Annotated in this window: 25 protein-coding genes; 10 read left to right on the plus strand and 15 right to left on the minus strand. The window is 67.5% G+C overall.

The annotated features are described in order from the left end of the window. The first annotated feature begins 67 nt into the window (after positions 1-67). Positions 68-1,378, plus strand: coding sequence for an isocitrate lyase (gene aceA / locus ACTIGJ_RS02545; RefSeq protein ID WP_439638709.1), 1,311 nt, complete (start codon positions 68-70; stop codon positions 1,376-1,378). A 249-nt stretch (positions 1,379-1,627) separates the two neighbouring features. Here the strand turns inward: aceA and ACTIGJ_RS02550 are convergent, their stop codons facing one another. From ACTIGJ_RS02550 to ACTIGJ_RS02575, 6 genes are all read right to left on the minus strand, one after another. After that, entirely contained in the window at positions 1,628-2,602 is a 975-nt protein-coding gene (locus tag ACTIGJ_RS02550) for an RES family NAD+ phosphorylase (protein WP_439638710.1), read from the minus strand. Between the two features lie 135 nt (positions 2,603-2,737). Further along, on the minus strand, positions 2,738-3,043 hold the full coding sequence (locus tag ACTIGJ_RS02555) for a hypothetical protein (RefSeq protein ID WP_439638711.1): 306 nt from the start codon (positions 3,041-3,043) through the stop codon (positions 2,738-2,740). A gap of 68 nt (positions 3,044-3,111) precedes the next feature. Continuing rightward, the gene (locus tag ACTIGJ_RS02560; RefSeq protein WP_439638712.1) at positions 3,112-3,600 is read right to left on the minus strand and encodes a DUF2971 domain-containing protein; all 489 of its coding nucleotides are present in this window, start codon (positions 3,598-3,600) and stop codon (positions 3,112-3,114) included. Positions 3,601-4,082: 482 nt separating this feature from the next. Next, positions 4,083-4,454 (minus strand): SET domain-containing protein, encoded by a 372-nt coding sequence (locus tag ACTIGJ_RS02565; RefSeq protein ID WP_439638713.1) that lies wholly within the window; start codon positions 4,452-4,454, stop codon positions 4,083-4,085. A 53-nt stretch (positions 4,455-4,507) separates the two neighbouring features. Further along, complete coding sequence (gene epsC, locus ACTIGJ_RS02570) at positions 4,508-5,455, minus strand: serine O-acetyltransferase EpsC (RefSeq protein ID WP_439638714.1); 948 nt, start codon at positions 5,453-5,455, stop codon at positions 4,508-4,510. A 15-nt stretch (positions 5,456-5,470) separates the two neighbouring features. Then, on the minus strand, positions 5,471-5,824 hold the full coding sequence (locus ACTIGJ_RS02575) for a hypothetical protein (protein WP_439638715.1): 354 nt from the start codon (positions 5,822-5,824) through the stop codon (positions 5,471-5,473). A gap of 82 nt (positions 5,825-5,906) precedes the next feature. Here ACTIGJ_RS02575 and ald point away from each other — a divergent pair, with 82 nt between their 5' ends. Beyond that, on the plus strand, positions 5,907-7,046 hold the full coding sequence (ald, locus tag ACTIGJ_RS02580) for an alanine dehydrogenase (RefSeq protein ID WP_439638716.1): 1,140 nt from the start codon (positions 5,907-5,909) through the stop codon (positions 7,044-7,046). A gap of 55 nt (positions 7,047-7,101) precedes the next feature. Here the strand turns inward: ald and ACTIGJ_RS02585 are convergent, their stop codons facing one another. Then, a complete protein-coding gene (locus ACTIGJ_RS02585; RefSeq protein WP_439638717.1) occupies positions 7,102-7,689 on the minus strand; it encodes a TetR/AcrR family transcriptional regulator in 588 nt (195 codons plus the stop codon). A gap of 179 nt (positions 7,690-7,868) precedes the next feature. Between ACTIGJ_RS02585 and ACTIGJ_RS02590 the strand changes: the two genes are divergently transcribed. Next, positions 7,869-8,309, plus strand: coding sequence for a hypothetical protein (locus ACTIGJ_RS02590; RefSeq protein ID WP_439638718.1), 441 nt, complete (start codon positions 7,869-7,871; stop codon positions 8,307-8,309). Between the two features lie 33 nt (positions 8,310-8,342). Here ACTIGJ_RS02590 and ACTIGJ_RS02595 read toward each other — a convergent pair whose 3' ends face one another. After that, complete coding sequence (locus tag ACTIGJ_RS02595) at positions 8,343-8,954, minus strand: ABC transporter substrate-binding protein (protein WP_439638719.1); 612 nt, start codon at positions 8,952-8,954, stop codon at positions 8,343-8,345. Positions 8,955-9,052: 98 nt separating this feature from the next. On the opposite strand from ACTIGJ_RS02595, the gene ACTIGJ_RS02600 reads away from it, so the two are divergent. Both ACTIGJ_RS02600 and moaB read left to right on the plus strand, forming a co-directional pair. Beyond that, positions 9,053-11,674 (plus strand): MMPL family transporter, encoded by a 2,622-nt coding sequence (locus tag ACTIGJ_RS02600; protein WP_439638720.1) that lies wholly within the window; start codon positions 9,053-9,055, stop codon positions 11,672-11,674. A gap of 19 nt (positions 11,675-11,693) precedes the next feature. Then, entirely contained in the window at positions 11,694-12,233 is a 540-nt protein-coding gene (gene moaB, locus ACTIGJ_RS02605) for a molybdenum cofactor biosynthesis protein B (protein WP_439638721.1), read from the plus strand. A gap of 1 nt (position 12,234) precedes the next feature. On the opposite strand, the gene pgl is transcribed toward moaB, so the two are convergent. Together pgl and zwf are read right to left on the minus strand one after the other, a co-directional pair. Further along, positions 12,235-12,939: a 6-phosphogluconolactonase gene (gene pgl, locus ACTIGJ_RS02610; RefSeq protein WP_439638722.1), complete on the minus strand. Its 705-nt coding sequence runs from the start codon at positions 12,937-12,939 to the stop codon at positions 12,235-12,237. Further along, the gene (gene zwf / locus ACTIGJ_RS02615; RefSeq protein WP_439638723.1) at positions 12,936-14,396 is read right to left on the minus strand and encodes a glucose-6-phosphate dehydrogenase; all 1,461 of its coding nucleotides are present in this window, start codon (positions 14,394-14,396) and stop codon (positions 12,936-12,938) included. Before zwf ends, pgl begins: the two co-directional genes overlap by 4 nt. 122 nt (positions 14,397-14,518) lie before the next feature. Between zwf and edd the strand changes: the two genes are divergently transcribed. Together edd and eda are read left to right on the plus strand one after the other, a co-directional pair. After that, on the plus strand, positions 14,519-16,372 hold the full coding sequence (gene edd / locus ACTIGJ_RS02620; protein WP_439638724.1) for a phosphogluconate dehydratase: 1,854 nt from the start codon (positions 14,519-14,521) through the stop codon (positions 16,370-16,372). Between the two features lie 45 nt (positions 16,373-16,417). Beyond that, positions 16,418-17,041, plus strand: coding sequence for a bifunctional 4-hydroxy-2-oxoglutarate aldolase/2-dehydro-3-deoxy-phosphogluconate aldolase (gene eda, locus ACTIGJ_RS02625; protein WP_439638923.1), 624 nt, complete (start codon positions 16,418-16,420; stop codon positions 17,039-17,041). A gap of 54 nt (positions 17,042-17,095) precedes the next feature. On the opposite strand, the gene ACTIGJ_RS02630 is transcribed toward eda, so the two are convergent. Beyond that, on the minus strand, positions 17,096-19,918 hold the full coding sequence (locus tag ACTIGJ_RS02630) for a serine/threonine-protein kinase (RefSeq protein WP_439638725.1): 2,823 nt from the start codon (positions 19,916-19,918) through the stop codon (positions 17,096-17,098). Between the two features lie 3 nt (positions 19,919-19,921). After that, on the minus strand, positions 19,922-20,488 hold the full coding sequence (locus ACTIGJ_RS02635) for an ECF-type sigma factor (protein ID WP_439638726.1): 567 nt from the start codon (positions 20,486-20,488) through the stop codon (positions 19,922-19,924). A gap of 300 nt (positions 20,489-20,788) precedes the next feature. Between ACTIGJ_RS02635 and ACTIGJ_RS02640 the strand changes: the two genes are divergently transcribed. Both ACTIGJ_RS02640 and ACTIGJ_RS02645 read left to right on the plus strand, forming a co-directional pair. Beyond that, entirely contained in the window at positions 20,789-21,178 is a 390-nt protein-coding gene (locus tag ACTIGJ_RS02640; protein ID WP_439638727.1) for a hypothetical protein, read from the plus strand. A 125-nt stretch (positions 21,179-21,303) separates the two neighbouring features. Beyond that, a complete protein-coding gene (locus ACTIGJ_RS02645) occupies positions 21,304-21,618 on the plus strand; it encodes a hypothetical protein (protein WP_439638728.1) in 315 nt (104 codons plus the stop codon). 121 nt (positions 21,619-21,739) lie between these two features. Here the strand turns inward: ACTIGJ_RS02645 and ACTIGJ_RS02650 are convergent, their stop codons facing one another. After that, positions 21,740-22,513 (minus strand): SDR family NAD(P)-dependent oxidoreductase, encoded by a 774-nt coding sequence (locus ACTIGJ_RS02650; RefSeq protein WP_439638729.1) that lies wholly within the window; start codon positions 22,511-22,513, stop codon positions 21,740-21,742. 141 nt (positions 22,514-22,654) lie between these two features. Here ACTIGJ_RS02650 and mddA point away from each other — a divergent pair, with 141 nt between their 5' ends. Beyond that, positions 22,655-23,377 carry a methanethiol S-methyltransferase gene (gene mddA, locus ACTIGJ_RS02655; protein ID WP_439638730.1) on the plus strand — a complete coding sequence of 241 codons (723 nt, stop codon included), beginning with the start codon at positions 22,655-22,657 and terminating at the stop codon, positions 23,375-23,377. Between the two features lie 22 nt (positions 23,378-23,399). Here mddA and ACTIGJ_RS02660 read toward each other — a convergent pair whose 3' ends face one another. Beyond that, positions 23,400-24,602: a hypothetical protein gene (locus ACTIGJ_RS02660; protein ID WP_439638731.1), complete on the minus strand. Its 1,203-nt coding sequence runs from the start codon at positions 24,600-24,602 to the stop codon at positions 23,400-23,402. Continuing rightward, positions 24,599-25,837, minus strand: a complete 1,239-nt coding sequence (locus ACTIGJ_RS02665; RefSeq protein WP_439638732.1) for a molybdopterin molybdotransferase MoeA — start codon at positions 25,835-25,837, stop codon at positions 24,599-24,601. Before ACTIGJ_RS02665 ends, ACTIGJ_RS02660 begins: the two co-directional genes overlap by 4 nt.

The raw sequence follows: 25,837 nt of genomic DNA on the forward strand, positions 1-25,837 counted from the left end.
TCGGTGCGCTTTCCTGCTGCAAGGCTGCACTCACACCAACCGGGTCAAACCCCAAGAGGACGCTGCAATGATGAGCCGTGAAGACCAGATCAAGGCCCTTGAACACGACTGGGCGACCAATCCCCGCTGGAAGCTCGTCAAGCGCGGTTACTCCGCCGCTGACGTCGTTCGCCTGCGCGGCAGCGTTGCCATCGACCACACGCTGGCCAAGCGCGGCGCCGAAAAGCTCTGGAAGCTGGTCAACGGTGACGCCAAGAAGGGCTACGTGAACGCGTTCGGCGCGATCACCGCCGGTCAGGCCATGCAGCAGGCGAAGGCTGGCCTCGAAGCCGTCTACCTGTCGGGCTGGCAGGTTGCCGCCGACGGCAACACCAGCGAAACCATGTACCCGGATCAGTCGCTGTACGCGTACGACTCCGTGCCGACCATGGTCCGCCGCATCAACAACACCTTCACCCGCGCCGACGAAATCCAGTGGAGCCGTGGCATCGGCCCCGGCGACAAGGGCTTCATCGACTACTTCCTGCCGATCGTCGCTGACGCGGAAGCCGGTTTTGGCGGCGTGCTGAACGCCTTCGAACTGATGAAGAACATGATCACCTCGGGTGCCGCTGGCGTGCACTTCGAAGATCAGCTGGCTGCTGCCAAGAAGTGCGGCCACATGGGCGGCAAGGTGCTGGTGCCGACCCGCGAAGCCGTCGAAAAGCTGATCGCCGCCCGTTTCGCCGCCGACGTGCTCGGCGTGCCGACCATCGTGCTGGCCCGTACCGACGCCGAAGCGGCCAACCTGATCACCTCGGACTACGACGCGAACGACAAGCCGTTCCTGACCGGCGAGCGCACGCAGGAAGGCTTCTTCCGCGTCAAGAACGGTCTCGAGCAGGCCATCTCGCGTGGCGTCGCCTATGCCCCGTACGCCGATCTGGTCTGGTGCGAAACCGGCGTGCCGGACATCGGCTTTGCCCGCGAATTCGCGCAGGCCGTGCACGCTGCCTGCCCGGGCAAGCTGCTGAGCTACAACTGCTCGCCGTCGTTCAACTGGAAGAAGAACCTCGACGACAAGCAGATCGCCAAGTTCCAGCAGGACCTGAGCGACCTCGGCTACAAGTACCAGTTCATCACCCTGGCCGGCATCCACATCAACTGGTACAACACGTTCCAGTTCGCGCAGGCCTACGCGAAGGGCGAGGGCATGAAGCACTACGTGAACATGGTGCAGGAGCCGGAATTCGCCGCGCGCGAACAGGGCTACACCTTCGTCAGCCACCAGCAGGAAGTCGGCACCGGCTACTTCGACGACGTGACCACCGTGATCCAGGGCGGTTCGTCGTCGGTCAAGGCCCTCACGGGTTCGACCGAAGAAGAGCAGTTCCACTAAGCGGAACGGGCTGCACTTGCTGCAAGAGAAAGGCGCCTTCGGGCGCCTTTTTTCGTTGGGGCCGCTGCGCTATCGCGCGGCTTGCGCAGGCAAAACCGGAGGGCGGGTCGCGACCCGCCATCAACGACGCGTCACGGTCGCAGTAGGCTGTTTCGCAGCAGTGGGTTTACGTCGAACCCGCGAAAATGTGCCGCGTACCGCCAGCCCGGGCCTGGCGTCCTGCCGTTGGCGTTCCGCTTGAGCGAGGGGCTAGGCCGCACCGCGCCGATGAAATTGAACAACTCGGGCGAACTTCTCGAGTTGAAGGTTGGGGTTTAACACGACAAGGTTGAAGTTGTTCCCCGCTCTTCGAGTTGATGGGTAGCGAATCGCATCTATAGACGACGCCCGAGCACAGTCGGCGACGAATCGCGATACAACATAGTGTGGGCGCTGCCAGCCGTCGCTTTCCTGCCTCGCACTGACCAGCGCAGAGTAGACAAGGCAGTTCAAGAGATCAGCGTGATCGAGCGAGGCTTGATCGCCTTTGTAAGGATCGATCAGATCAAGGACACGTAGTTTGGTCTGGAGTTCAAACTCGAGGATCAAGGACGGCGCTTCTCGAAGCTCGGCATGACACGTGTCAACGTCGCTTCCAAGATACAAGACGGGGTGACCGGAGTGATTGAAGCGCCCTTCCTGTACGACTCGCGGTGGTGGAAAGTCAAACGCCCGCACGTGCTCCGCTACCGTGTCATTTACCTCGCTGCGACCACGGTACAGATGCCGTTCGAGCTTCTGTATTGGCAGGGTCGCTGCAAGCGATCGCACCGCGGAAAGCACTTTCCTGCAGAAGTCGTGTTCCAGAAGTAGGAACGGGGTTGCCTTCGCAAGGGCGGCAACATCGCGAATTGTATGTTCGAAGTCCTGCGGAACGTTGAAAGGGAAGTTGTAGGGCCAAATATTTCCGCCAAGCGGGCTGCCACAACGTGGACAACTCAATTGAGAGATCAAGCGATCGAACTCGGCCTTGGAGTACTCGTCGCGCAGGTAGCTCCCCTCGTAAAACGCGTCGAGATTAATGCTTGTGGTCTGGAAGCGATAGTCGTCCGCACTGTCCGCATACGGCCAGACTGCAAGGAAGTCACCGTGACACGCGTCGCAGCATGCGATGTCAGCAGTGAATCCCTTCTCGAGATCGCGGTAGAACCACTCCGCGAAGGCGTCGACTTCAGGGTTCGGCATTGCTGGTTAGTTGTACGGCCTAACGCCCCATTTCAGCCGCAGATTTGCCGTAGCGAAGCGGAGGCAAATATGTCGGCTGGAAATGATGGTTAGAGGGCATGGCCATGTGCGATTGCAAATGCGGACACCGCGAATTCAGTGACGCCGAGATTGAGGCGCTTGTAGAAGCCTCATTTCGTTCCGCTGAAATGCTTGAACGATTTGCTGAGGATCAAGCTCATAGGCAAGCCGAGATAAACCGTCGGCGTAAGCCTGCAATGAAGCTGTTGGATTTTCTAATGCAGCGAATTCGGAGGCTTTGGCTTTGAATACTGCGGCGATCTTGCTGGCCTGTGGGTGCGTTGCGATGAGCAATGCACATAGACTTTCTAGAGCATCTAGGCGCCCCTTGAGATGTGCGATGTCTTGCTCTGCGAATTCGACTTGCTCTTCGAGCGACACTGTTTTGCCCTCTAAAGTTCGAAATCACCGGCGGCCGTAGGCCGGCCGGTGGATTGATGGGTTAGGCGTCACTCGTCTTCCACTATGAGCGGAGTCTGCGTTTTGTACAGAACTGACGGAGCAACGCGCTTCTTGAACTTAATTTTCTCTTTTAAATAGAAGGTGAAAGCGGCCGCAAGTTCATCGGGGGCGCGAGGATCAAGCAGGATGCTATCAATTAGCCAATGCGGGTTGACTTTCAGCTTCAACCCTCTGCGAATGTCTTTCTCGTTCGCGGTGGGCAGATGAAGAACTGCACGGTATTCAGCTTCATGATCGAACGCCTTCCTCTTAAGCAGAAGTGCGTCCGTAGCGCGCTCCACTGAGAAGCCGTTGGATAAGTCGGCCTGAATTTCACGAAGCTGCTTGTTGATATTGAACTGACTTAAGTAGTTAACCTCGTCCAGCCGAATCGTGGCGCCTAACTCTTTGACTGCGGGCAAGAGCGCTCGGCGAAGAAGCTTTGTGCTGGTCGAGATGCGCACTCCAAGGTGATTGGGAGAGTAGATGCGCCACATGGCATCAGACGCGCCCTTCATGCACCAGCATTGGCCAAAAAACTGATGACTTGCCGCGTGACGCAGCCTGACTTCGTACGGGTCGACCCACGTAGATGGGTGAGCGAAGTGAAGCTCGCCACGCTCAAATATTTGAATCACGCGATCAAAGCTAAGTATTCGATACAGTCGACCAGAACTTGTATTCATGTGATGCCTAATCACAATTAGGCTGCAAAAAATGCACGATAACCTGCCACATTATCGCGTGAAAACGTACGATAACTTGGCAAAAAATGCCGGATAACGTGTCGCATTGGAGTTAACCCGCAGGTTCTCATCGGAGATTCCAGTGGCCGCACTAGTGCACGATAACTTGGCTGGTGTAGCCGAAACAATCAGGCTCTCGGACGGGCATCGATCGGCTGTGTCGTGAACATCGACGTCAACGATGCCAACACTGCGCCGCGATGGTTCCGCTCGCCGTAGGTAGTGAGGTGTGGCTACTTCAACTCATGTACCCAAGGCGCATGCTCAAACGCCCGGTAGTCGCAGGTCAGTTCGCTGTGCGCGGGGATGTCGATCGAAGCGATCGTGCGGATATCGTCCTCATGGCAGTTCGGCGTGTTCGCATGGTTCATGAACTTGCCGTTGTCGCCGCACAGCATGTAGACGCCGTCGACGTTCAGATAGCTGTACGCGCGCACCTTGCTGCGGAACGGTTCCGGCATGGCGTCGAGTTCCGCCGGGGTCAGTTCCCAGTCGATGACCGGGTTCAGTTCCCAGACGATGGTGCCGGCCGGGATCGCCACCGGCGTGAACACGCCGAGGCCGTGGATGCTGCTGTTTGCCAGGTAGGTCGGGACCAGAAACATGCGGACTCCTCGGTACGCGTTTGCTTCGGGTACAGCGGTGGCCGCCTGCCTGCCTAGAAGCCTGCCGGCAGCGGCGCGTTCGGTGCGTGGTGTTCGGACTGCGCCTGGGTGATGTTGCTGCCCGGCGGCACGCTGCGGGTGAGCCAGACATTGCCGCCGATGCTTGATCCCTTGCCGATGGTGACGCGGCCAAGGATCGTCGCGCCGGCATAGATCACCACATCGTCTTCGACGATCGGGTGGCGCGGCTGGCCTTTGACGAGGCTGCCGTCATCCGCCGATTCGAAGCGCTTGGCGCCGAGCGTCACGGCCTGGTACAGGCGCACGCGTTCGCCGATCACGGCGGTTTCGCCGATCACCACGCCGGTGCCGTGGTCGATGAAGAAGCGGCGGCCGATGCTGGCGCCGGGGTGGATGTCGATGCCGGTGGCCGAATGCGACAGCTCGGCGATGATCCGCGCCAGCAGCGGCACGCCCAGGCGATACAGCTGGTGCGCCAGCCGGTGGTAGATCACCGCCATCACGCCGGGATAGCAGACCAGCACTTCATCGACACTGCGGGCGGCCGGATCGCCCAGATAGGCGGCTTCGACATCGCTGTCGAGCAGCGCCCGCGCTTCCGGCAGATAGCCGGCGAAGGCGCGGACGATGGCCTGGGCGCGGCCCGCCACGTCGGCGTGGGCATCGTTGCCCAGCCGCGCCGCGTAGCTCAGCTCCAGCTGCACCTGGGCGTGCAGCGCATTGAGCGCGGTGTCCAGCGTGTGGCCGACGTAGTAGTCCTCGCTGTCCTGGCGAAGATCGGGCGGGCCGAGCCGCATCGGGAACAGCGCGCCGCACAGCGCATCCATGATCGCCTGCACCTGCTGGCGCGCCGGCACTTCGCGGCTGCCGGAATCGAGGCTGCGCTGTCGGGCTTCGCGCCAGCGCTCGCGCTGCTGGCGCAGGCCGGCCACGACCTCGTCGAGATGCCAGCGGGATTGCGGTGCTGCGTTTGGATTCATGGTGAGCCCGGGCATTCAGCGCGGCGGCGGGGTCGGCAGCCGGCGCTGCAGCAGCGCCTGCAGGATCGCCATGCCGACCAGCACCAGGCCGGTCTGGATCCACGACTGCACGAGCTTGCGCTGCTGGTCGAGATTGCGGCTGATTTCGCTGCGCACGTCGGCGCGCATCTGCGGCAGCGCCTCGGCCTTGGGCTGGCGATCCGGCGGCAGGCGGGCGAGGTCGATGCTGAGGTTCAGTTCGGCGGCCAGATCGAGATCCTGCTCGCTGTAGACCGGCAGCCGGTACAGCTTGTAGGCGCCGTAGCCGCTGAGGCTCAGGCCGATGACGGCGAACAGGACAGCGAGGTGATAGCGGACGTTGCGGCGCATGGATTTCGGGAGCTGACGCCGCGGGGCGCGAAAGCCTCCTGCGCTAGACTCGAAGCACCTTGGCCGTCACAGGAGTGGGCGCATGCTGATCGGCGTACCGAAAGAAATCAAGGTTCACGAGTACCGCGTCGGGCTCACGCCAGCCGGCGTCCGCGAGTTGAAGGCGCACGGCCACGCGGTGCTTGTGCAGGCCAGCGCCGGCGCCGGCATCGGCATCCCGGATGCGCAGTATCAGGCGGCGGGTGCGGAGATCGTCGACAGCGCCGAGGCGGTCTTTGCCCGGGCCGACATGATCGTCAAGGTCAAGGAACCGCAACCGGCCGAATGTGCGCGCCTGCGCGAAGGGCAGGTGCTGTTCACCTATCTGCATCTGGCGCCCGATCCGGCGCAGACCCGGGCGCTGGTCGAATCCGGCTGTGTGGCGATCGCCTATGAAACGGTCAGCGATGGTCGCGGCGGCCTGCCGCTGCTGGCGCCGATGAGCGAGGTCGCCGGCCGCATGTCGATCCAGGCCGGCGCCCATGCGATGGAAAAGGCGCCAGGCGGCAATGGCGTGCTGCTCGGTGGCGTGCCCGGCGTGGCGCCGGCTGATGTGGTGGTGATCGGCGGCGGCGTGGTCGGCTACAACGCGGCGCGGATCGCAGTCGGCATGGGTGCCAACGTGACGATCCTCGACCGCTCGCTGCCGCGCCTGGCCTGGCTCGATACCGCGTTCGACGGCCGGCTGACCACGCTGTACTCCACGGTCGATGCGCTGGAAACCGCAGTTCGCCATGCCGATCTGGTGATCGGCGCGGTGCTGGTGCCGGGCGCGGCCGCGCCGAAGCTGGTGACCCGGGCGATGCTCAAGACCATGAAGCCGGGCGCGGTGATCGTTGATGTCGCGATCGACCAGGGTGGCTGCTTCGAGACCTCGCGCGCCACCACGCACCAGGACCCGACTTATGTCGAGGAAGGCATCGTCCACTACTGCGTGGCCAACATGCCGGGCGGCGTGGCGCGCACGTCGACGTTCGCGCTGACCAACGCGACCATGCCGTTCACCGTGGCGCTGGCCGACAAGGGCTACCGGCGCGCGCTGCTGGATGATCCGAACCTGCGCGAAGGCCTCAACGTGCATCTGGGCCGCGTCACCTATCAGGCGGTGGCCGAAGCCCTGGGCTACGAATACCAGCCGACCCGCGAAGCGCTGAAGCCCTGGTGGGCGCCGAGCGATCACTGATCGCTCGGCCGGCCTGGCCAAAATGCGGATCTGACCCCAATTTCTGTGGGGTGCGTCAGGCCGGGGATTTCACGGCCGGCAGCCCGGCAATCAGCACGTCGGCGATCGAGCCGAACATCGCGGTGGAGCGCTGGGCGCGCGCCATCGTCCGCACGCCGCTGAGCGCGGCCATCACCGTCGAGGCGTAGGCCAGCGCGGCCTCGCGGCTGTCGAAGCGGGCGGCGACGCCGTCGGCAATCGCCTCGACCCAGCTCCTGACCACCGTGGTCACGGCATCGGCGATCGGCCGGTTGCCGGATGACATCTCGCTGCCGAGGTTCGAGGCCACGCAGCCGGCGGTGTAGTTGCTCGATTCCAGCTCGTTCGCGGTGGCTTCGAACATCGCTCGGATGAACGCCGGCGTGTCGTCGCCGACGGTGGCCGCGCGGCGCGCGATGCGGCTGCGGATTTCCTCGCCGAACACGGTCAGGGCTTCCAGCGCCAGCTGTTCCTTGCCGCCCGGGAAGTGGAAGTAGAACGAGCCCTTCGGCGCGCCGCTTTCCTCCAGCAGCTGGCTCAGGCCGGTGGCTGAGTAGCCCTGGCTGCGGAACAGCCGCACGGCCGCTTCGATGGCGTCCTGGCGGGCATTGCTGGTTCTGGCCATGTCTCCTCCTTGCTCAGCCGACGAACGGCGTCTTGCGTCGTCGATTCGAATTATGTAGGGTAGTCGCCATAGTATGGCAAACGCCATACTGACTCGGCAAGCGGCGGAACCGCCCGGCCGGGGGAAGCATCGGGACCGGCGATCCGGCCGCATCGGGGTAGAAGTGAGAGGAACAGGCGATGAAAATCGTGAATGGGGTGTCGTTTTCGGCCTTGCTGCTGACCGGCCTGGGGTCGATGGTGATCGGTGCGCGGATCTGGTCGGCGCCGGATGTGTTCGCGTACCAGATCGGGCAGGGCCATCTGCCGGCAGCGGCCATCGATGCGCTGGCGCTGCAGCATGGTGCCGCGCTGCTGGTGATTGGCGGGCTGGCGATCGGCGCGGCGTTCCTGTCGGCTACGGTGCGCTGGCTGCTGCTGGGGCTGCTGATCGTCACCGGCATCGCCGCCTGGTTCGGCGTCTGGCAGTTCGACGAGGCGCGCCATGCGCTGTACGGCCCGGCGCTGAAAACCCTGCTGCTGGCCGATCTGCTGAGCTTCGCGGCGGTCACCGCCGTGCGCGATGCCGATCGTCCGGCGCCGAAGCCGGGCGACGCCGCATTCCACTTCAACTGGGGTTGACGGCAGGCGGAGCAGCACGCGGCGACCGGGCCGTCAGCAGCCCGTCCGGTTGGCCGCCGTCTGGCTTTCGATCTGCTTCAGCAGGCCATCGAAGCCGACCGACTTGAAGGCCTTGTCGTACTGGCTGGCGCGGATCGCGAGATCGCTGACGCCGTCGGCCACCACGTTGACGATGCGCCACTGGCCACCGACTTCGTGCAGCACGTAATCAAAGTTGACCGGATTGCCGCTGCCCGGCGTCAGCTTCGCATTCACCTGGCGAGTGCCATCGGCCAGTTCGCGGGTGGCCAGCGTCTCGAATTTCTCGCCGCCGAACGCCGAGAACTGGCTGGCATAGGTGGCCAGCACCAGATCGCGGAAGGTGGTGGTGAAGCGGGCCTGCTGCTCCGGCGTCAGCGTCTTCCACTGCCGGCGCATGACCCGGCTGGCCAGGTAGGGCAGGTCGAAACTGCCGTCGACGGCGGTCGCGATCCGGCTGCTGCGGCCGCTGCAGCCCAGCGTCGCGCCCTGCTTCATGTTGCCGATCAGCACGTCGTGGAAGCCGGTCACGACATCGCCGGGCGCGGGCGCAGCCAGGGCAAGAGCACCGGGCAGCAGCAGCGCGGTGGCGAGCAGGGAACGCAGGAACACGGGGAGTTTCGGCATCGGCGACAATGGAAGGCTCTGGCGGGATCGCTATTGTCAGGTGCAATAGCGACCCGTGCCAGCCTTTCAAGTTCCATGTTTCCAGGGGTTTCCGGCGGATGAGTCGTTTGCTTTCGGCGTGGGTCGACGCTGCCCAGCGTCGCGCGGTACTGGTGGTGGTTCTGGCGCTCGTGATCGGGGCCGGGCTGGCGGCGTATACCGCCCGGCATCTGAGTATCGATACCGACCTGCAGAACCTGCTGTCGCCGGAGCTGCCGTGGCGGCAGGCGGAAATCGAGATGGACCGTCAGTTCCCCAAGCTCAGCCACACGCTGGTGGTGGTCATCGAGGGCGGCATCCCGGAAGTGATGGACGCCGCGCAGGCCGCGCTGGTGGCCAAGCTCCGGCCGCGCGGCGACGTGTTCTCCGAAGTGTTCGCGATCGAGACGGAAACCTATTTCCGTCGCAACGGCCTGATGTTCCTGCCGGCCGACCAGCTGCAGAAGCTCGCCGATGACGTCACCGCTGCCCAGCCGTTCCTTGGCGCGCTCGATCAGGACCCGAGCTTGCGCGGCCTGTTCACGCTGCTGGGTCGGGCGCTGAACGCGCCGGAAGGTACCGATTTCGACTTGTCGCCGGCCTTCAACGGCATCGCCGCCAGCGTGGCCGGCAGTGCCGAAGACCGCGACGCGCCGCTGAGCTGGCAGGCGCTGGTCGGCGGCGGTGGCGTCAGCGAACTGGCCGGCGCGCGGCGATTCATCGAACTGGGCGCGATCCTCGACTTCAAGCGCCTGCTGCCGGCCGAACTGCCGGTGCAGGCGGTGCGCGATGCCGTGCGCGAACTGGGCCTGGAGCAGCAGGGCCTGAAGGTGCGGCTGACCGGCACCGTGGCGATGGAGCATGAGGAAATCCAGACCGCGTTCTCCGGCGCTGGCCTCGCGCTGTTCCTGGCGTTGGCGGTGTCGGCGCTGCTGCTGTGGTTCGCGCTGCACTCGCTGCGGCTGATGCTGGCGGCGATCCTGTCGCTGGCCTACGGCCTGCTGCTGACCACGGCGTTCGCGGCGGTCGCGGTCGGCCATCTGAACCTGATTTCGGTCGCCTTCGGCGTGCTCTACATCGGCCTCGGACTCGACTACGCGCTGTACCTTGGCATGCAGTACCGCGAGCGGCTCGGCCAGGGCCTGCCCAATCAGGGCGCGCTCGGCGTGGCTGCGGCCGATGTCGGCGGCTACATGACGGTCTGCGCGCTGACCTGCTCGCTCGGCTTCTTCGCCTTCGTGCCGACCGATTTCCTCGGCATCGCCGAACTGGGCCTGATTTCCGGCGCCGGCATGATCATCAGCCTCGCGGTCACCGTCACCCTGCTGCCGGCGCTGATCGCGCTGCTGGCACCGGACCCGAAAAAGCTGGCCTGGACGCCGGTGATCGGCAGCACGCTTTCCAAGGTGCTGGCCTGGCCGTTCTCGCACGCCAAGCCGATCTGGATCGTGTCCGCCGTGCTGGTCGCCGGCTCGTTGTACTTCGTGCCGGGGGCACGGTTCGACAGCGATCCGCTGAAGCTGCGCGACCCGGACACCGAAGCGATCATGACCTTCCGCGACCTGCTCAAGGACCCGGAAATCCCGACCTTGACGCTTTCCGCACTGGTGCCCGACCAGGACACCGCGACCCGGCTGGCCGCCGAGCTGGCCAAGCGGCCGGAGGTCAAGCGGGCGATGACGCTGGACAGCTTCGTGCCTGCTGATCAGGACGAGAAGCTCGCGATCATCGAAGACCTGCGCTTCGCGCTCGGCCCGCAGCTGGCCGACGCACCGGCGCCGACCGAGCCAGCCGCGCGCGATGACGACGATGCGCTGATCGAGCAGATGCGCGCCGCCCTGCCGGCCTATGTCGCGACCCAGAGCGGCAAGCAGGCCGAGGCCGCAAAAGCGCTGCAGGCGGCGCTCGATGGCTTCGCTGCCGAGTACGGCAAGCGCGATGCCGCTGGGCAGGCGGCGCTGCTGGCGCGGCTGCGCGCCAACCTGCTCGGCAGCCTGCCGGCGCGGCTGGCCGGCTTGAAGGACGCGCTGAAGGCCAGCGCCGTCACCGCAGCCGATCTGCCGCCGTCGCTGATCGACCGCTGGAAGAGCGCCGACGGCTTGTACCGTGTCGAGGCGATGCCGGCGAAGGTGCTCGACAATCCGACCGACGAAGCCGCGTTCATCACCGCCGTTCAGGCGGTGGCGCCGACCGCGACCGGTGGCCCGTCGACGCAGGCCGAGGCCGGCCGCTCGGTGGTCAAATCGTTCCAGGACGCGTTCACCTATTCGGCCGTGGTCATCACCCTGCTGCTGCTGGTGCTGCTGCGCTCGGTGATCGACACGCTCCTGGTGCTGGTGCCGCTGGCGATGGCCGGGCTGCTGACGGTGGCCGCCTCGGTGATGGCCGGCGTGCCGTTCAACTTCGCCAACGTCATCGCGCTGCCGCTGATCCTCGGTGTCGGTGTGGACTACGGCGTCTATCTCGTGCAGCGCGGCCGCGATGCCGCCGATGGTTCCCTGCTGAAGACCGGCACCGCCCGCGCCGTGCTGTTCGGCGCGCTGATCACCATGGTCAACTTCGGCAACCTGGCCTTCGCCAAGCATCCCGGCATGGTCAGCATGGGCCTGCTGCTGACCCTGGGCCTCGGCATGACCTTGCTGTGCGCGCTGGTGCTGCTGCCCAGCCTGCTGGCGCTGCGCTGGAAGCACGCCGCCAAGTGAAGAACCGGAGGATCTGACGATGAGCCTTGGAATCGCCGTGCTGACGGTGTCCGACACCCGCACGCTGGATGACGACAAGTCCGGCAACCTGCTGGTCGAGCGCATTGCCCGCGATGGCCACCGGCTGGCGGCGCGGCTGATCCGCAGCGACGACCGCTACGGCATCCGCGCGCAGGTCTCGAACTGGCTGATCGACGACACGGTTGATGTGATCGTCATCACCGGCGGCACCGGCCTGACCGGCCGCGACCTGGTGCCGGAAGCGGTGCGGCCGCTGCTGGATCGCATCACCGATGGCTTCGGCGAACTGTTCCGGATGCTGAGCTACGCCGACATCGGCACCTCGGCGATCCAGTCGCGCGCCTTCGCCGGCTCGGCCAACGGCCGTCTGGTGTTCTGCCTGCCGGGTTCGCGCGGCGCCTGCGAACTGGCCTGGGACAAGATCATCGGCCTGCAGCTGTCGACCGCGACGCGGCCCTGCAACCTGGTCGACCTGATTCCGCGCTTCAAGGAATCGCCGGATCAGCCGGCCCCGAAGCGGCCGTCGAACCGCGACTGAGTTAGGCGCTCAGCCAGACCTCGATCGGCGTCTGCGGCTGGCTCAGCACCGCGCTGATCGGCCATTGCTGCGCGTCAGGCGTTTCCCGCGCCTGCTGGTAGACCGCGAGCTTGGTCGCGCCACTCAGCGGCAGCATCAGGCAGCGGGCATCGAGCAGCGCGGTCAGGGTCAGGGTGATGCGCGGATGCGGCGCGGTCAGCGGCGTGATCGCGGCCAGCGGGGCAGGGTTGTCGAGCGCCAGCGCAGCGGCCAGTCCTGAAGCACCGGGAAACAGCGAGGCCGTGTGGCCGTCCTCGCCCATGCCGAGCACCACGACGTCGAACGGTCGCGGCACGGCGGCCAGTGCGGCAGTCGAGGCGGCCAGCCCGTCGGTGAGCTGCGCGAACGGCGACTTCAGCGGCACGAAGCGGGCCGCCGCTGCCGCATCGCGCAGCAGGTGTTCGCGCAGCAGGCGCTGGTTGGAATCCGGCGATGTCGCATCGACCCAGCGTTCGTCCGCCAGCGTGATCCAGACCTTCGACCAGTCGAGATCCGCGATCCGCAGCCGTGCGAACAGCGGCACCGGACTCTTGCCGCCGGACACCACCAGCGAGGCCGCGCCGCGTTCGGCCAGTGCGGCGCGCAGGCGTTCGATGATCGCCGCCGCCAGCGCCTCGGTCGCCGCTTCGGCCGAAGTGAAACGGTGCTCGGTCAGCCCGCCGCTCATGACTCTTCCTTCCAGCACAGGCCGTCGCGAACGATCAGCGCGCTTGATGCCGTCGGCCCCCAGGTGCCGGCCGAATAGGGTTTGGGCGGATCGCTCTGCGCAGCCCAGGCGGCGTGGATCGGGTCGATCCAGGTCCAGGCGGCATCGAGTTCATCGCGGCGCATGAACAGCGTCAGGTTGCCGCTGATCACGTCCATCAGCAGGCGTTCGTAGGCGTCCCACTGGCGGGTCTTGAAGGTTTCGGCGAAATCGAGATCGAGCTTGACCGGCTTCACCCGCATGTCCGCCCCCGGCACCTTGGCCAGCACATGCAGTTCGATGCCCTCGTCCGGCTGCAGGCGGATCACCAGCCGGTTGACGTTGCCGGCGTCGTTGCCGGGCAGGATCGCGTGCGGCACGGCGCGGAAGTTGATGACGATCTCCGACATCCGCTCCTGCATGCGCTTGCCGGTGCGCAGATAGAACGGCACGCGCGCCCAGCGCCAGTTGTCGACATCGACGCGCATCGACACGAAGGTTTCGGTGGTGGTGCCTTCGGGGATGCCGGGTTCGTCGAGATAGCCGGGCACGGCGCGGCCTTCGATGGCGCCGGCGCGGTACTGGCCGCGGACGATCTTGTTGCGCACGTCGTCCGCCGTGAATGGCCTGAGCGCGCGCAGCACCTTGAGCTTTTCGTCGCGGATTTCGTCGGGGTCGATCGATGACGGCGGCTCCATCGCCAGGATGCACAGCAGCTGCAGCGCGTGGTTCTGCACCATGTCGCGCAGTGCGCCGTAGCGGTCGTAGTACTCGCCGCGATCGCCGACGCCGACCGTTTCCGCAAGCGTGATCTGCACGTCGCGCACTGCCGCGCGGTGCCACAGCGGCTCGAAGATCGAGTTGCCGAAACGCAGTGCGATCAGGTTCTGCACCGTTTCCTTGCCGAGGTAATGGTCGATGCGGAAGATCTGCCGTTCCGTGAAAATCTTGGCCACCGCTTCGTTGATCGCAGTGGCCGAGGCCAGACTGAAGCCGAGCGGCTTTTCCAGCACCACGCGGCTCAAGCCGGTGACCAGGTTCGCGGCTGCAAGGTTGTCGCAGATGCCGGCGAACAGGCTGGCGGCGGTCGAGAGATAAAACACCCGGATGCGCTCGGCCGAATCGGCGAGGGCGGTCGCCAGCTTCGCGTAGTCGCCCGGCACCGTGGCGTCGATCGCGAGGTATTCCAGCCGGGTGGCGAACTGCGCCCAGACGGCTTCATCGAAGTCCTTGGCCGGGATGAACCGCTTACAGGCGGCGTGCACCATCGCGACGTAGGTCCCCGTGTCGAGCGCCTGACGCGACACCGCGATGATCCGCCAGCCGCTGCAGTCCTTCGTATCGCGATGGCGGTAGTACAGGGCCGGCAGCAGCTTGCGCAGCGCCAGATCGCCGGTGCCGCCGAAGAAGATCAGGTCGAAACAGGGAGGTTGGGCCATGGCGCGGAGGTCTTGAGTGGCGGCTTTGCATCGTTCTTGCAGTGCTATCTTGCCTGCCCGATGCCGTTTCAATCCGCTAGCCGCTTTCCTGCCACCGGAAGCGGCGGCGCGCCGGAGAGATCATGCCGCTGAATCCTGTGGTTGCCGCCGTCACCGCGCGAATCAAGAACCGCAGCGCGGCAACGCGCAGCGCCTATCTGCAGCGGATCGACCGGGCGCGGGAAGCCGGCACGGCCCGCGGGCGGCTGGGCTGCACCAATCTCGCGCACGCCTTCGCCGCCGCCGGTGGCGAGGACAAGCCGGCGCTGCGGGCGGTGCGCTGGCCGAACCTCGGCATCGTTTCCGCGTACAACGACATGCTGTCGGCGCACCAGCCGCTGGAGCGCTACCCGGCGATCATCAAGCAGGCGGCGCGCGAGGCCTTCGCGGTTGCCCAGTTCGCGGGCGGCGTGCCGGCGATGTGCGATGGCGTGACGCAGGGCGAGCCGGGCATGGAGCTGAGCCTGTTCTCGCGCGACGTGATCGCCATGTCGACTGCCATCGCGCTCTCCCACAACACCTTCGACGCGGCGCTGATGCTCGGCGTCTGCGACAAGATCGTGCCGGGCCTCGTCATCGGGAGCTTGAGCTTCGGCCATCTGCCGGTGATCTTCGTGCCGGCCGGGCCGATGACCTCCGGCGTTTCCAACGACGACAAGGCCAAGGTTCGGCAGCTGTTCGCACAAGGCAAGGTCGGCCGCGATGCGCTGCTGCAATCGGAAGCGGCCAGCTACCACGGTCCCGGCACCTGCACGTTCTACGGCACGGCCAATTCCAATCAGATGCTGATGGAAGTGATGGGCCTGCACCTGCCGGGCGCAGCCTTCGTCAATCCGAACACGCCGCTGCGTGATGCGCTGACGGCGGCGGCGGCCAAGCGGATCGCGGCGCTGACTATGCTCGGCGAGGCCTACTCGCCGATGGCGGAGGTGGTGGACGAGCGGGCGATCGTCAACGCCATCGTCGGCCTGCACGCCACCGGCGGCTCGACCAACCACACGATCCACTTGATCGCGATGGCCCACGCCGCCGGCATCGTCATCGACTGGGACGACTTCTCCGAGTTGTCGTCGGTGGTGCCGCTGCTGGCGCGCATCTACCCGAACGGCAAGGCCGACGTGAACCACTTCCACGCGGCCGGCGGCATGGCCTTCCTTATCCGCGAACTGCTCGACGCCGGGCTGCTGCATCGCGATGTCCGCACGGTGGCCGGCCGCGGGCTCGACGCCTATGCCGAGGAGCCGTACCTCGACGGCGACGGCCAGCTGGCCTGGCGCGCCGCGCCGGCCGCCTCGCTCGATCTTTCCGTGCTGCGGCCGGCCGCCGATCCGTTCAGCGCCGATGGCGGCCTGCGTCGGCTGACCGGCAATCTCGGCCGCGCTGTCATCAAGGTGTCAGCAGTGAAGCCGGAACATCGCGTCGTGGAAGCGCCGGCCATCGTCTTCGATTCCCAGGAAGCGGTGCAGGCGGCGTTCAAGCGCGGCGAGCTGAAGCGGGATTTCGTCGCCGTGGTCCGCTTCCAGGGGCCGCGCGCCAACGGCATGCCGGAGTTGCACAAGCTGACGCCGCCGCTGGCGGTGCTGCAGGACGAAGGTTTCAAGGTGGCGCTGGTCACCGACGGTCGCATGAGCGGCGCGTCCGGCAAGGTGCCGGCGGCGATTCACGTGTCCCCGGAATGCCTCGCCGATGGCGAGCTGGCGCGGGTGCGTGATGGCGACCTGATTCGTCTCGACGCCGAGGCCGGCACCCTGACGGCGCTGGTCGACCCCGCCGAGTGGGCGGCGCGGCCGCTGGCCACCGCCGATCTGTCGGCGAATGCGTCCGGTACCGGCCGCGAGCTGTTCGCGCCGGCGCGCGCCTGTGTCGGCAGCGCCGAAGAAGGCGCGATGATCGTCGGCAGCGCGGCCTTCGCGCTCCACGGCCTGAGCCCGGCGTAAACCATGATGATGACCGTGCACGAGAACAAGAACAGGAACCCCGAGATGCAGATCGTCGACATCCTCAAGGACGGCCCGGTGATGCCGGTGATCGTTCTCCATGACCTCCGGCACGCCGTGCCGCTGGCGCAGGCGCTGGTGGCCGGCGGTATCCGCGTGCTGGAAGTGACGATGCGCACGCCAATCGCGCTGGACTGCGTGCGCGCGATCCGCGCTGCGGTGCCGGACGCCATCGTCGGCGTCGGCACCGTGACCGGGCCGGAAGACGTGCTGGCGGCGATCACGGCCGGCGCCCAGTTCGGTGTCAGTCCGGGGGCGACGCCGGCGCTGCTCGATGCGGTCAACAAGTCCGGCCTGCCGTTCGTGCCCGGCACCATGACGCCCAGCGAAGTGCTGGCCGCCCGCGATGCCGGCTTCCGCGCGCTGAAGCTGTTTCCGGCGCAGCCAGCCGGCGGCATTCCGCTGCTGAAGGCGTTGGCCTCGGTGTTTTCCGACGTGCTGTTCTGCCCGACCGGCGGCATCGACGCCGCCAGCGCCCATGGCTACCTGGCGCTGCCGAACGTCGCCTGCGTCGGCGGTTCATGGCTCGCGCCGCCGGCGCTGATCGCGGCGGGCGACTGGGACGGCATCACCGAGCTGGCGCGGGCCGCCGGGCGACTGCGGGCCTGACCGGCAGGCGGGATCAGACCGCCATTACGGCTGTCGGCCGCGCGGCTGGCCTGATCAGCGGATTTCAGCCAGCCGCGCGTCCAGTGCCGCGCCGCGCTGTTCCAGCGCCTGACGAATGCTGGCCGGATAGAGCCCGCGAACCGTCGACAGCGTGTCCAGCGCCTGCGCCGCCCACCGTCGGGCCGCTGCGGCATCGCGACGTCGGGCGGCGATTTCGGCGAGCGTCATCTGCGCCGCCGCGACCACCGGCACGCGGCGATCGCCGGCCAGCGCCAGCACCGCCTGCAGCTCGCTTTCGGCTTCGGCCGCGCGGCTGGCACCGCCATGCTGCAGCTGGACTTCGGCCCACCGCTCGCGCGTCTGCAGCGCGCGCTCGTGAAAACTCGTCAGCGGCCGGTAGGCGGCGCGCGCCAGATCCAGCTGCCGCAGCGCCGCCTCCGGCCGGCCGCGCTGCAGCTCGCATTCGGCGACGGCCAGCTGGGCGTCGGGCACCAGCACCGAGGAGTCGCCGGTGGCCGGCAGGCCGCCGATCGACGCCGACAGTGCGTCGATCGTTTCGCTGCAGCGGCCGCGTTCGAGCAGCAGCCCCGATTTCAGGGTCAGCGCCTCGGCGTACAGCTCGCCGACGGCGCCAGGGTCGATCAGGGTTTCGCCGGGGGCCGGCCGGTTCTCGCGCTGGCGGATGAAGTACTGGAGTTCGTTGTCGACCAGCGTTTCCGCCGCTTCCCGGCGACCGGTCGCCACGAGCAGGCCGACGCGCTCATAGAAGACCTGCACGTAACTGATGAAGGCCTTGCCGAAGGTGGCGAGCTGGAGTCGAGTCGATTCCTCCAGCGCGGCTTCGGCTTCTGCCGCGCGACCGAGCTGAAGCTGCGCCACGCCGATCATCTGCAGGGCATTCGCCAGCACCCAATCGTTCGGCTGCGGATCGCGGCGGAGCCGGCCGAGCAGGTCGGTGGACAGCTGCAGCGCCCGTTCCGACTGGCGGTCCATGGTCAGCGCTTCGGCGAGGTACAACACAGTCCAGCGGCTGCGGGTGTCGTCCTGGCCGTAGCGGCGGAAAATGGCGTCGGCGCGGCTGAAGGCAGCGATGACATCGGCATTGATGCCGATCTTCGGTCGAGTCCCGCGCGTCCACTCGCAGAGCCAGTTGGCTTCGGTGACGGTATCGAGCAAGCCGGCCCGCTCGATCAGCGCGCGCGCTTCGCGCAGCGTCGCCAGGCTCTGGTCGAAGCGGTCCGATTCGAAGAGCGTTGCGCCTTCCTGGGTCAGGCTGTCGATGATCCGGACATCCAGCGGCCCGGCCATTGCCGTGACGATCGCCCGGTACCGCGCGTGGGCGGCGCTGGCGCGCTCGGGCAGGTACCACTGGCGATACAGCGCGCGCGCCGCCATCAGCAGTTCCAGCTGCACCTCCGGCTGGCCGGCAAGGCTGCTGTCGAGCCCGTCGACGATCTCGTCGAGCATTTCCCGCGCGGTGATCGAGCCGGGCTGCTTGTCGCTGGCCACGGTCCGGCTCGACGAGCGGAACACCTTGAGCAGGAAATCCCGCGTGGCATTGGCGCGCACCGCTTCGGCGGCGGCGCGCAGCGCTTCCGCAGTGGCCCGCTGCGCCTGCCACAGGCTGATGCCGCCGCCGGCCAGCAGCGACAGGCTGACGACCAGCGCCGAGCCGATCGCCAGCCGGTTGCGGCGGGCGAACTTCAGTGCCCGTTCGACGCGGGTGATGTGGCGGGCGCTGATCGGCTCATTGGCGAGATGCCGGCGCAGATCGCTGGCCAGCCGTTCCACCGACGGGTAGCGCGCCTCCGGCGCCGGCGCCAGCGCCTGGGCGACGATGGCATCGAGATCGCCTTCCAGCGCGCGCCGCCAGCGCGCCACGTCGAGGCCGCCGGCCTGGGCCGGGAAGTCGGCCGGCGCAAAGCTGGACGCCAGCAGCGGGGCTTCATCCTCTGGCCGCGTGCTGCTGCGGCCGCTGCGCGCGGCAGGCCGGGGCCGGCGGCCGCACAGCAGTTCATGCAGCACCACGCCGAGCGCGTAGACATCGGTGGCGGCGGTGATCGTCGCGCCGTCGAGCTGCTCCGGCGCGGCGTATTCCGGCGTCGCCGAGCGGCCGGCCAGCCGGGTGATCTCGGTGAGATCGCCGCGGCCGCCGTCGTTGATCAGCTTGGCGATGCCGAAGTCGAGCAGCTTGACCCGTCCTTCGTCGGTGACCAGCACGTTGGACGGCTTGATGTCGCGATGGACGATCAGCCGAGCGTGCGCCGCCGTCACCGCGTCGGTGACCTGCAGGAACAGCCGTACGCGGTCGGCGATCGACAGCCGCCGGTCCCGGCACCAGTGGTCGATGCGCTGACCGTCGACCTTTTCCAGCGCCATCCACGGCTGGCCGTCGTCGGCGATGCCGGCGTCGTAGAGCTGGGCGATGTTCGGATGGCTGAGGCCGGCCAGGAAATCGCGTTCGCGGCCGAGCCGCATCCGGGCGCCGGCCGTCAGCAGCCAGGTGTGCGGCAGCTTCAGCGCCACTTCGCGATTCAGCGTGCCGTCGGTGCGCTGGGCGCTCCAGACCTCGCCCATGCCGCCCTGGCCCAGCGGCGTGACCAGCCGGTACGGCCCGATCGCCAGACCGCTGGAGAAGGTCCAGGTTTCCTCGTCGTCGCCAGCGGCCAGCCGGGGTTGCTCGGCGGGCGGCGCGGTCTGCTGGTCAAGATCGATATCGGCGGCCTGGCGCAGCAGTCCGGCGAGATCGGCGTGTTCCGGCGCCAGTGCCGCCAGCCAGGCGGCGCGCGCCGATGCGTCGATTTCCAGCAGGGCATCCAGCAGGCTGGAAAATTCCTGCCAGCGCTCAGGCGGCAGTGACGACAGCGGTGCCGTCACCGGTCAGACCAGCAGCATCCGCATCAGCACCCGGGCCTTTTCCCAGTCGCGGCGGACGCTGCGCTCGGAGATGCCCAGCGCTTCGGCGATCTCGGCTTCCGGAAAGCCGCCGAAGAAGCGCATTTCCACGACCTGCGCCAGCCGCGGTTCGCGGGCGCGCAGCGCGGTCAGCGCCGAATCGATGACCAGCGGGTCATCGTTGACGGCCATCAGGTCGCCCATCGCCTGCACGTCGAGCTTCAGCACTTCGCCGTTGCCGCGACGATCGGTCATCCGCTCGCGGGCCAGGTCGACGACTACCGAGCGCATCACCGCCGAGGCATAGCCGAGGAACTGCAGCCGCTGCCGGCCTTCCAGCGGGCTGCCACCACTCTCGATCATCCGCAGACACGACTGGTTTACCAGGGCAGTCGTGTCGAGCAGCGTGAAGTTGCCGGCGCGCCTCAGGCGGCTGCGGGCGAGCGCCTTGAGATCGGGATACAGGTGGCCCCACATCGCGTCGAGTGACGCGAGATCCGGTGGTTCGGCATCGAGTCCGGTGCTGGGCACCGTCGTGACAGCCGGTGGCATGGGCGAGGGCGGGTCGGGTGTGGGCTGGGATGATCAGCCGTTTGCAGCGCGGCGTCCATTCGAGTGCAGCAACGCTCTCATGCGGTTACGCGGTGCTCGCGGCGACGGATGCAGATCAAGATGTCCGGTGGTGAAATGCACTAAATTAGTGCAAATAACTGGCGGCGGACGTTTCGGCTGAAGAGTGAAAATTCAGTCAATTCAATCGACTGAAAAGGATCGATCAGATGAAAATCGAAAAAATTCGCGGACTGCCCTTGAAACGTGCATGTACCGCACTGAAAATGTGCGTACTGCACCATGAAAAAGCTCTCGCCCATTCTTGTTGTCGTCCTCGCGCTGCTGATGCAGTTGCGCGTGGCCTACGCCTGCGATGCTGCATGGCTGGCCGACTGCCAGCTGCATGGCGTGGTGGCCGAGGTGGCGCTCGACGACGAGCCCAGCGATCGCGGTGACCGTTGCGCGGTCGGCGTCGATCTCGCCGTCCGGGCCGGGCGGGTCGGCGGTGACGTATTGGCGGCCGAGTTCACGCCGCCGACCAGCAGCGATTTCATCGCACTGGTGCCGGCGGCGCTGGCGATCCCGAGTCCGCTGTCCGATCGGGCGGCTTCCCCTCGGCCGCCCCGGACCGGACCGGCGCGCGGCGCCGGCACGCGGACCTGGCTGAGCACGGCGCGCCTGCGCCTGTAAGCCACGGCCGGACGCGGCATCGGGCTGCCGCGTTTTTCGGATCTCCCCGCCCGATGGCTGCATCCGGCCATTCCCTCCGGTGTCCTCTGCTGTGCCCCGATTTTCGTCCGAGACGAGGTATTCCCATGTCCACCACTTTCCGCCTTGCCACCCTGTTGGCCGCCGCTACCTTCAGCCTGGCCGCCAACGCCGACAATGCCGCCTGGCTCAAGGCCAAGAACCCGGCGCTGAACCGCACCACTGCCCAGGAAGCGCCGGCCCGTGCCGACCAGCCGGCCGCCGGTTCGATCGAAGCCTGGAAGCAGGCCAAGTTCCCGGCGCTGGCCGTCACTGCTGCCAGTGAAGCGCCGGCCGCGGCCGATGCGCCGAAGGCCGGTTCGATCGAAGCCTGGAAGCGGGCCAAGTTCCCGCATCTGCAGAAGACCAGCGCCGCGCGCTGACGCGCTGTCGGGTCCCGCTCCGCGCGGGACCTGATTCATCGTTGACCCACGAAGACCGCAGGCGATCGCCTGCGGTCTTCTGGTTTCCGGGTGCCGCCGCCGCGGCGCTGGGAAGCGGCGCTCAGAACGCTTCGCGGTAGGGCCGCAGGTCGAGTTCCTGGGTCCAGGCCGAGCGGCCCTGGCGGTACAGGTGCCAGTAGTTCTCGGCGATCGAATCGACGTCCAGCAGCCCCTCGCTGCCGAGCTTGTCGACCATCTCCGGGATCGCCTTGCGCAGGCGCTCGCCATCGACGCCGCCGTCGATCAGCACATGGGCGATATGCAGCCCTTTCGGCCCGTACTCGCGCGCCATGCTCTGGCTGATCATCCGCAGGCCGGCCTTGGCGGCGGCGAAGTGGGCGAATCCCGGCTTGCCGCGCAGGCTGCCGGACGCGCCGGTGAAGATCACCGTGCCGCGTCCCAGCGGCAGCAGCCGGCGCGCCGCCTCGCGGCCGACCAGGAAGCCGGCATAGCAGCCGACCCGCCAGAAATCCTCGAACTGCGCGGCGGTCAGCCGGGTGAAGTCGATGATCTGGTTGTTGCCGGCGTTGAACACCACGACGTCGGCGGGAGCCCGGCCTTCGGCGCTGCGCATCGCGCGATCGAAGGCGGCGATCACCGAGGCCTCGTCGGTGACATCGGTGACCACCGCTTCCGCCGAGCCGCCGGCAGCGACGATGGCGGCCGCCACCTGCTCGATCTTGGCCGCGGTCCGCCCGGCCACCAGCACGTGGTGGCCACCGGCGGCGAAACGCCGGCAGACGGCGGCGCCGATGCCTTGTCCGGCGCCGACGCCGAAGACGATGGCCTGCGGTCGGCCGGCGGCGGTGGCCGGAACGGAGCGGTCGTGGGGCATGGCGGCACGCGGTCAGGGGATGGGCATCGAGTGTGCGCCATGATCCGGCGGCCGCCGCGATACGGGCGCACCCGCTTTGCGCGAAACCCCGGGGATCGTTCAGGCTCGCTATCTTCGCAACCGCGTTGGAGCCTGTCCCGCATGAGCCGCTACCTGAGCTTCGCCTACGGCGTGGTCTGCTACACGATCTTCTTTGCCGTGTTCCTCTATCTGGTCGGCTTCATCAACGACTTGCCCGGCATGAAATCGGTCAGCAGCGGCGAGCCGGGCCCGCTCGGCATGGCGCTGGCCATCGATCTCGGTCTGATCGCACTGTTCGGCGTCCAGCACAGCGTGATGGCCCGCGCCGGCTTCAAGCGCTGGCTGACCGCGCTCGTGCCGACCCCGGTGGAGCGCAGCACCTACGTGATGGCAACCAACCTCGTGCTGATCGCCATCTACCTGCACTGGCAGCCGGTGGCGGGCCAGCTGTGGAAGGTCGAAGACCCGCAGCTGGCGATGGCGCTGTACGCGATCGGCGGGCTGGGCTGGCTGATCGTGCTGATCTCGACCTTCCTGACCAATCACTTCGATCTGTTCGGCCTGCGCCAGGTATGGCTGAACCTGGTTCGCCGCAGCTACACGCCGGTGGCCTTCCGCGAGCATTACTTCTATCGCTGGATTCGCCACCCGATGATGACCGGCATCTTCATCGCCTTCTGGGCAACGCCGAACATGACGGCCAGCCACGCGCTGTTCGCGGCCGGCATGACGCTCTACGTGTTCATCGGCGTGCACTTCGAGGAGCGCGGCCTGCGCGAGGAACTGGGCCAGCCGTATCGCGACTACGCCGCCCGCACCGGCCGCTTCCTGCCGTTCGCCTGAGTGGCGCGGCGGGCGTGGTGGCTCAGAGGCCGCCGCGCTCGCGCAGCCTGAGGAACGCCTGCATCAGTTCCGGTTGCAGGGCTTTCAAGGTCCGCCGGGTATCGAGATCACCGGCATTGCCGAGCAGCTGGTGCAGCGCGCGGAAGCAGGCCTGATCGTCAGCGGCGGCCAAGGTCACCGGCGGCTGGTCGGGCAGCAGCCATTCGCGCTGGCGGGCATCGGCCAGCAGCAGCCAGGCTGGGAAGCGGGTGATCGGCAGCGGCGCGTCGGCCAGCTGGAACTCCGGCCAGCGGCGCAGCAGAGCGGTGTCCGGATCATCCGGCGGCAGCGCATCGAGCAGCGGCGCGGCGTCATCCGGGAACAGCCAGCACAGCCGCATCCGCAGCCGTCGCGCTTCGCCGATCCGGTGCTGCCGGGCCTGGATGTCGGCAAGCCGCGCGATCAGCGCCGGCGAACGGCTCCAGTCGCGGCCACGGTCGGTGATGCTGGCGGCGGCATCGCGCCAGTGGCCGGCCGCCATCCAGGCGTGGCTCGGATGCTGCCGCAGGTCACCGGCATCGGCGTCGTCCACCCCAGCATCGCGTTCGAGCGCCTGGGCCAGCGCCACCCACAGCGGCGCCAGATAGGCCCGCGCCGCCGGCCCCAGCAGCTGCTGCGCTGCCGGTGTCAGCTGCTGTTCGATCTGCTGGCCTCGGGCCGCGTGGCTCTGCGTCGCCGGCGGGTCGAGCGCTTGCAGCAAGGCGGCGAAGGCCGGCGCTTGGCGCGGAGCTTCTTGTTCCAGTTTCTGCAGCAGCGCACGGGATGCGGTGCGATCGTGGCGGGCGAGCGCCGTGCGCAGCCCCTCGACGACGAATAGCGCGGCGTTGTCGTGGAACAGATCGCCCTGCGGGCGATTGGCCGGTCGCTTCAGCACGCCGCTGCACAGCAGCACCCAGTGCGGGTCGTCGCCCAGCGCGGCGGGCCCGGCCGGTCGCGGCTCGCGGACCAGGCCTTGGGCGCGGGCGTGGCGGATGGCCGCCTCCAGCGCCGGCAGCACGGTGGCGACCGGCACCAGCAGCGCCGCCTGCAGCGAGGTCCGTTCGCCGTGCTGCCAGGCGCTCACGTCGGCGTAATCGAGCCAGCCCTGGCGCAGCAGGAATTCGAACGGATCGAAGGCGCCGTGTTCGAGCAGCAGGCGATCGGTGGCGGCGTGCAGTTCGGCAGTGCCGAGCGCCGGTCCGGTCATTCGGGCAGCGCGATCCAGCGCAGCACCGCGCCGGCCTGGACCGGCGCGCTGCCGGCCTCGACCCACACCAGCACGTCGGCGCGGCCAAGGTTCGACAGCATGTGCGAGTCCTGGCGGGGCAGCGGGTTCAGCCGCGCGACGCCCTGCGCGTCATGGCGCAGGCCCATGCGCACCAGGCGGGCGCGCTCATCGTCGCGCTCCACCGGATGGTCGAGCACGCCGTGGGTCCAGCCGAGGTCCGGACGCTTCAGGCCGGCGAGATGGTCGAGTACCAGCCGCACATGCAGCACCATGCTGATCAGCACCGCTCCGGGGTTGCCGGGCAGCGCCAGCATCAGCCGCTGACGGCCGTCGGTATCGTCGCGGACGCCGAAGAACAGCGGCTTGGCCGGCTTCTGGGCCACTTTCCAGAACACCCGGCGCACGCCGAGTGCCTCGGCGGTGGCGGGCAGGAAATCCTTGTCGCCGACCGATGCGCCGCCGGCCGTGAGCACCAGATCGGCCTCGGCCAGCGCTGCTGCCAGCGCCGTGCGTACCTGTTCGGGGTCATCGCCGAGATGCACCGGCGGTGGTACCTCGATGCCGTGGTGGCGCAGCAGCGCGGTGATCAGCGGACCGTTGGAGTCATGAATCTCGCCGGGCTTCAGCGGCGTGCCGGCGGGGCGGACTTCGTCGCCGGTGACGAATACCCGCACGCAGGGCCGGCGGCGCACGCGGACGCGGTCGACTTCGGCATTGACCAGCGAGGCCAGCAGGCCAGGGCCGATGCGCTGGCCGGCCTCGGCCAGCACGGTGCCGCGCGCCAGTTCTTCGGCTTGCCGACGGATGTTGCGCCCACTCGGGAATGGCCGGGTGAAGACCAGCATGTCGCCATCGCGCTGCGCCCGTTCCTGGGCCTGCATCGCATCCGCACCGTGCGGTAGCAGCGCGCCGGTGAAGATCCGCGCCGCCGTGCCCGGCGCCAGCACCGGCCGCGATGCGTGGCCGCTGGCGGCGATGGTCTGGCGCACCGACAGGCGCACCGGCGTCTGGTCGCTGGCGGCGGCGACATCGGCGCTGGCGAAGCAGTAGCCGTCGAGGGCGCTCTGGTCGAAGCGCGGCAGGTCGGTCTGCGCCAGCGCCGGCTCGGCCAGCACGTCGCCGTCGGCTTCGAGCGTCGGCCGCTCGATCACCGGCAGCGGGCGAACCGTGGTGGCGTAGAGGGCGAGGGCGTCTTCGAGCGCGGTCAGGGCCAT

Origin of the sequence: Nevskia sp. (genome assembly GCF_051860985.1) — a bacterium.
Lineage (GTDB): Bacteria > Pseudomonadota > Gammaproteobacteria > Nevskiales > Nevskiaceae > Nevskia.

What these genes read in the sequence shown, in the direction of transcription:
- aceA (WP_439638709.1), top strand. Translation starts at nt 68, where the DNA reads ATGATGAGCCGTGAAGACCAGATCAAGGCCCTTGAACACGACTGGGCG.
- ACTIGJ_RS02550 (WP_439638710.1), bottom strand. Translation starts at nt 2,602, where the DNA reads ATGCCGAACCCTGAAGTCGACGCCTTCGCGGAGTGGTTCTACCGCGAT.
- ACTIGJ_RS02560 (WP_439638712.1), bottom strand. Translation starts at nt 3,600, where the DNA reads ATGTGGCGCATCTACTCTCCCAATCACCTTGGAGTGCGCATCTCGACC.
- ACTIGJ_RS02565 (WP_439638713.1), bottom strand. Translation starts at nt 4,454, where the DNA reads ATGTTTCTGGTCCCGACCTACCTGGCAAACAGCAGCATCCACGGCCTC.
- epsC (WP_439638714.1), bottom strand. Translation starts at nt 5,455, where the DNA reads ATGAATCCAAACGCAGCACCGCAATCCCGCTGGCATCTCGACGAGGTC.
- ACTIGJ_RS02575 (WP_439638715.1), bottom strand. Translation starts at nt 5,824, where the DNA reads ATGCGCCGCAACGTCCGCTATCACCTCGCTGTCCTGTTCGCCGTCATC.
- ald (WP_439638716.1), top strand. Translation starts at nt 5,907, where the DNA reads ATGCTGATCGGCGTACCGAAAGAAATCAAGGTTCACGAGTACCGCGTC.
- ACTIGJ_RS02585 (WP_439638717.1), bottom strand. Translation starts at nt 7,689, where the DNA reads ATGGCCAGAACCAGCAATGCCCGCCAGGACGCCATCGAAGCGGCCGTG.
- ACTIGJ_RS02590 (WP_439638718.1), top strand. Translation starts at nt 7,869, where the DNA reads ATGAAAATCGTGAATGGGGTGTCGTTTTCGGCCTTGCTGCTGACCGGC.
- ACTIGJ_RS02595 (WP_439638719.1), bottom strand. Translation starts at nt 8,954, where the DNA reads ATGCCGAAACTCCCCGTGTTCCTGCGTTCCCTGCTCGCCACCGCGCTG.
- ACTIGJ_RS02600 (WP_439638720.1), top strand. Translation starts at nt 9,053, where the DNA reads ATGAGTCGTTTGCTTTCGGCGTGGGTCGACGCTGCCCAGCGTCGCGCG.
- moaB (WP_439638721.1), top strand. Translation starts at nt 11,694, where the DNA reads ATGAGCCTTGGAATCGCCGTGCTGACGGTGTCCGACACCCGCACGCTG.
- pgl (WP_439638722.1), bottom strand. Translation starts at nt 12,939, where the DNA reads ATGAGCGGCGGGCTGACCGAGCACCGTTTCACTTCGGCCGAAGCGGCG.
- zwf (WP_439638723.1), bottom strand. Translation starts at nt 14,396, where the DNA reads ATGGCCCAACCTCCCTGTTTCGACCTGATCTTCTTCGGCGGCACCGGC.
- edd (WP_439638724.1), top strand. Translation starts at nt 14,519, where the DNA reads ATGCCGCTGAATCCTGTGGTTGCCGCCGTCACCGCGCGAATCAAGAAC.
- eda (WP_439638923.1), top strand. Translation starts at nt 16,418, where the DNA reads ATGCAGATCGTCGACATCCTCAAGGACGGCCCGGTGATGCCGGTGATC.
- ACTIGJ_RS02635 (WP_439638726.1), bottom strand. Translation starts at nt 20,488, where the DNA reads ATGCCACCGGCTGTCACGACGGTGCCCAGCACCGGACTCGATGCCGAA.
- ACTIGJ_RS02640 (WP_439638727.1), top strand. Translation starts at nt 20,789, where the DNA reads ATGAAAAAGCTCTCGCCCATTCTTGTTGTCGTCCTCGCGCTGCTGATG.
- ACTIGJ_RS02645 (WP_439638728.1), top strand. Translation starts at nt 21,304, where the DNA reads ATGTCCACCACTTTCCGCCTTGCCACCCTGTTGGCCGCCGCTACCTTC.
- ACTIGJ_RS02650 (WP_439638729.1), bottom strand. Translation starts at nt 22,513, where the DNA reads ATGCCCCACGACCGCTCCGTTCCGGCCACCGCCGCCGGCCGACCGCAG.
- mddA (WP_439638730.1), top strand. Translation starts at nt 22,655, where the DNA reads ATGAGCCGCTACCTGAGCTTCGCCTACGGCGTGGTCTGCTACACGATC.
- ACTIGJ_RS02660 (WP_439638731.1), bottom strand. Translation starts at nt 24,602, where the DNA reads ATGACCGGACCGGCGCTCGGCACTGCCGAACTGCACGCCGCCACCGAT.
- ACTIGJ_RS02665 (WP_439638732.1), bottom strand. Translation starts at nt 25,837, where the DNA reads ATGGCCCTGACCGCGCTCGAAGACGCCCTCGCCCTCTACGCCACCACG.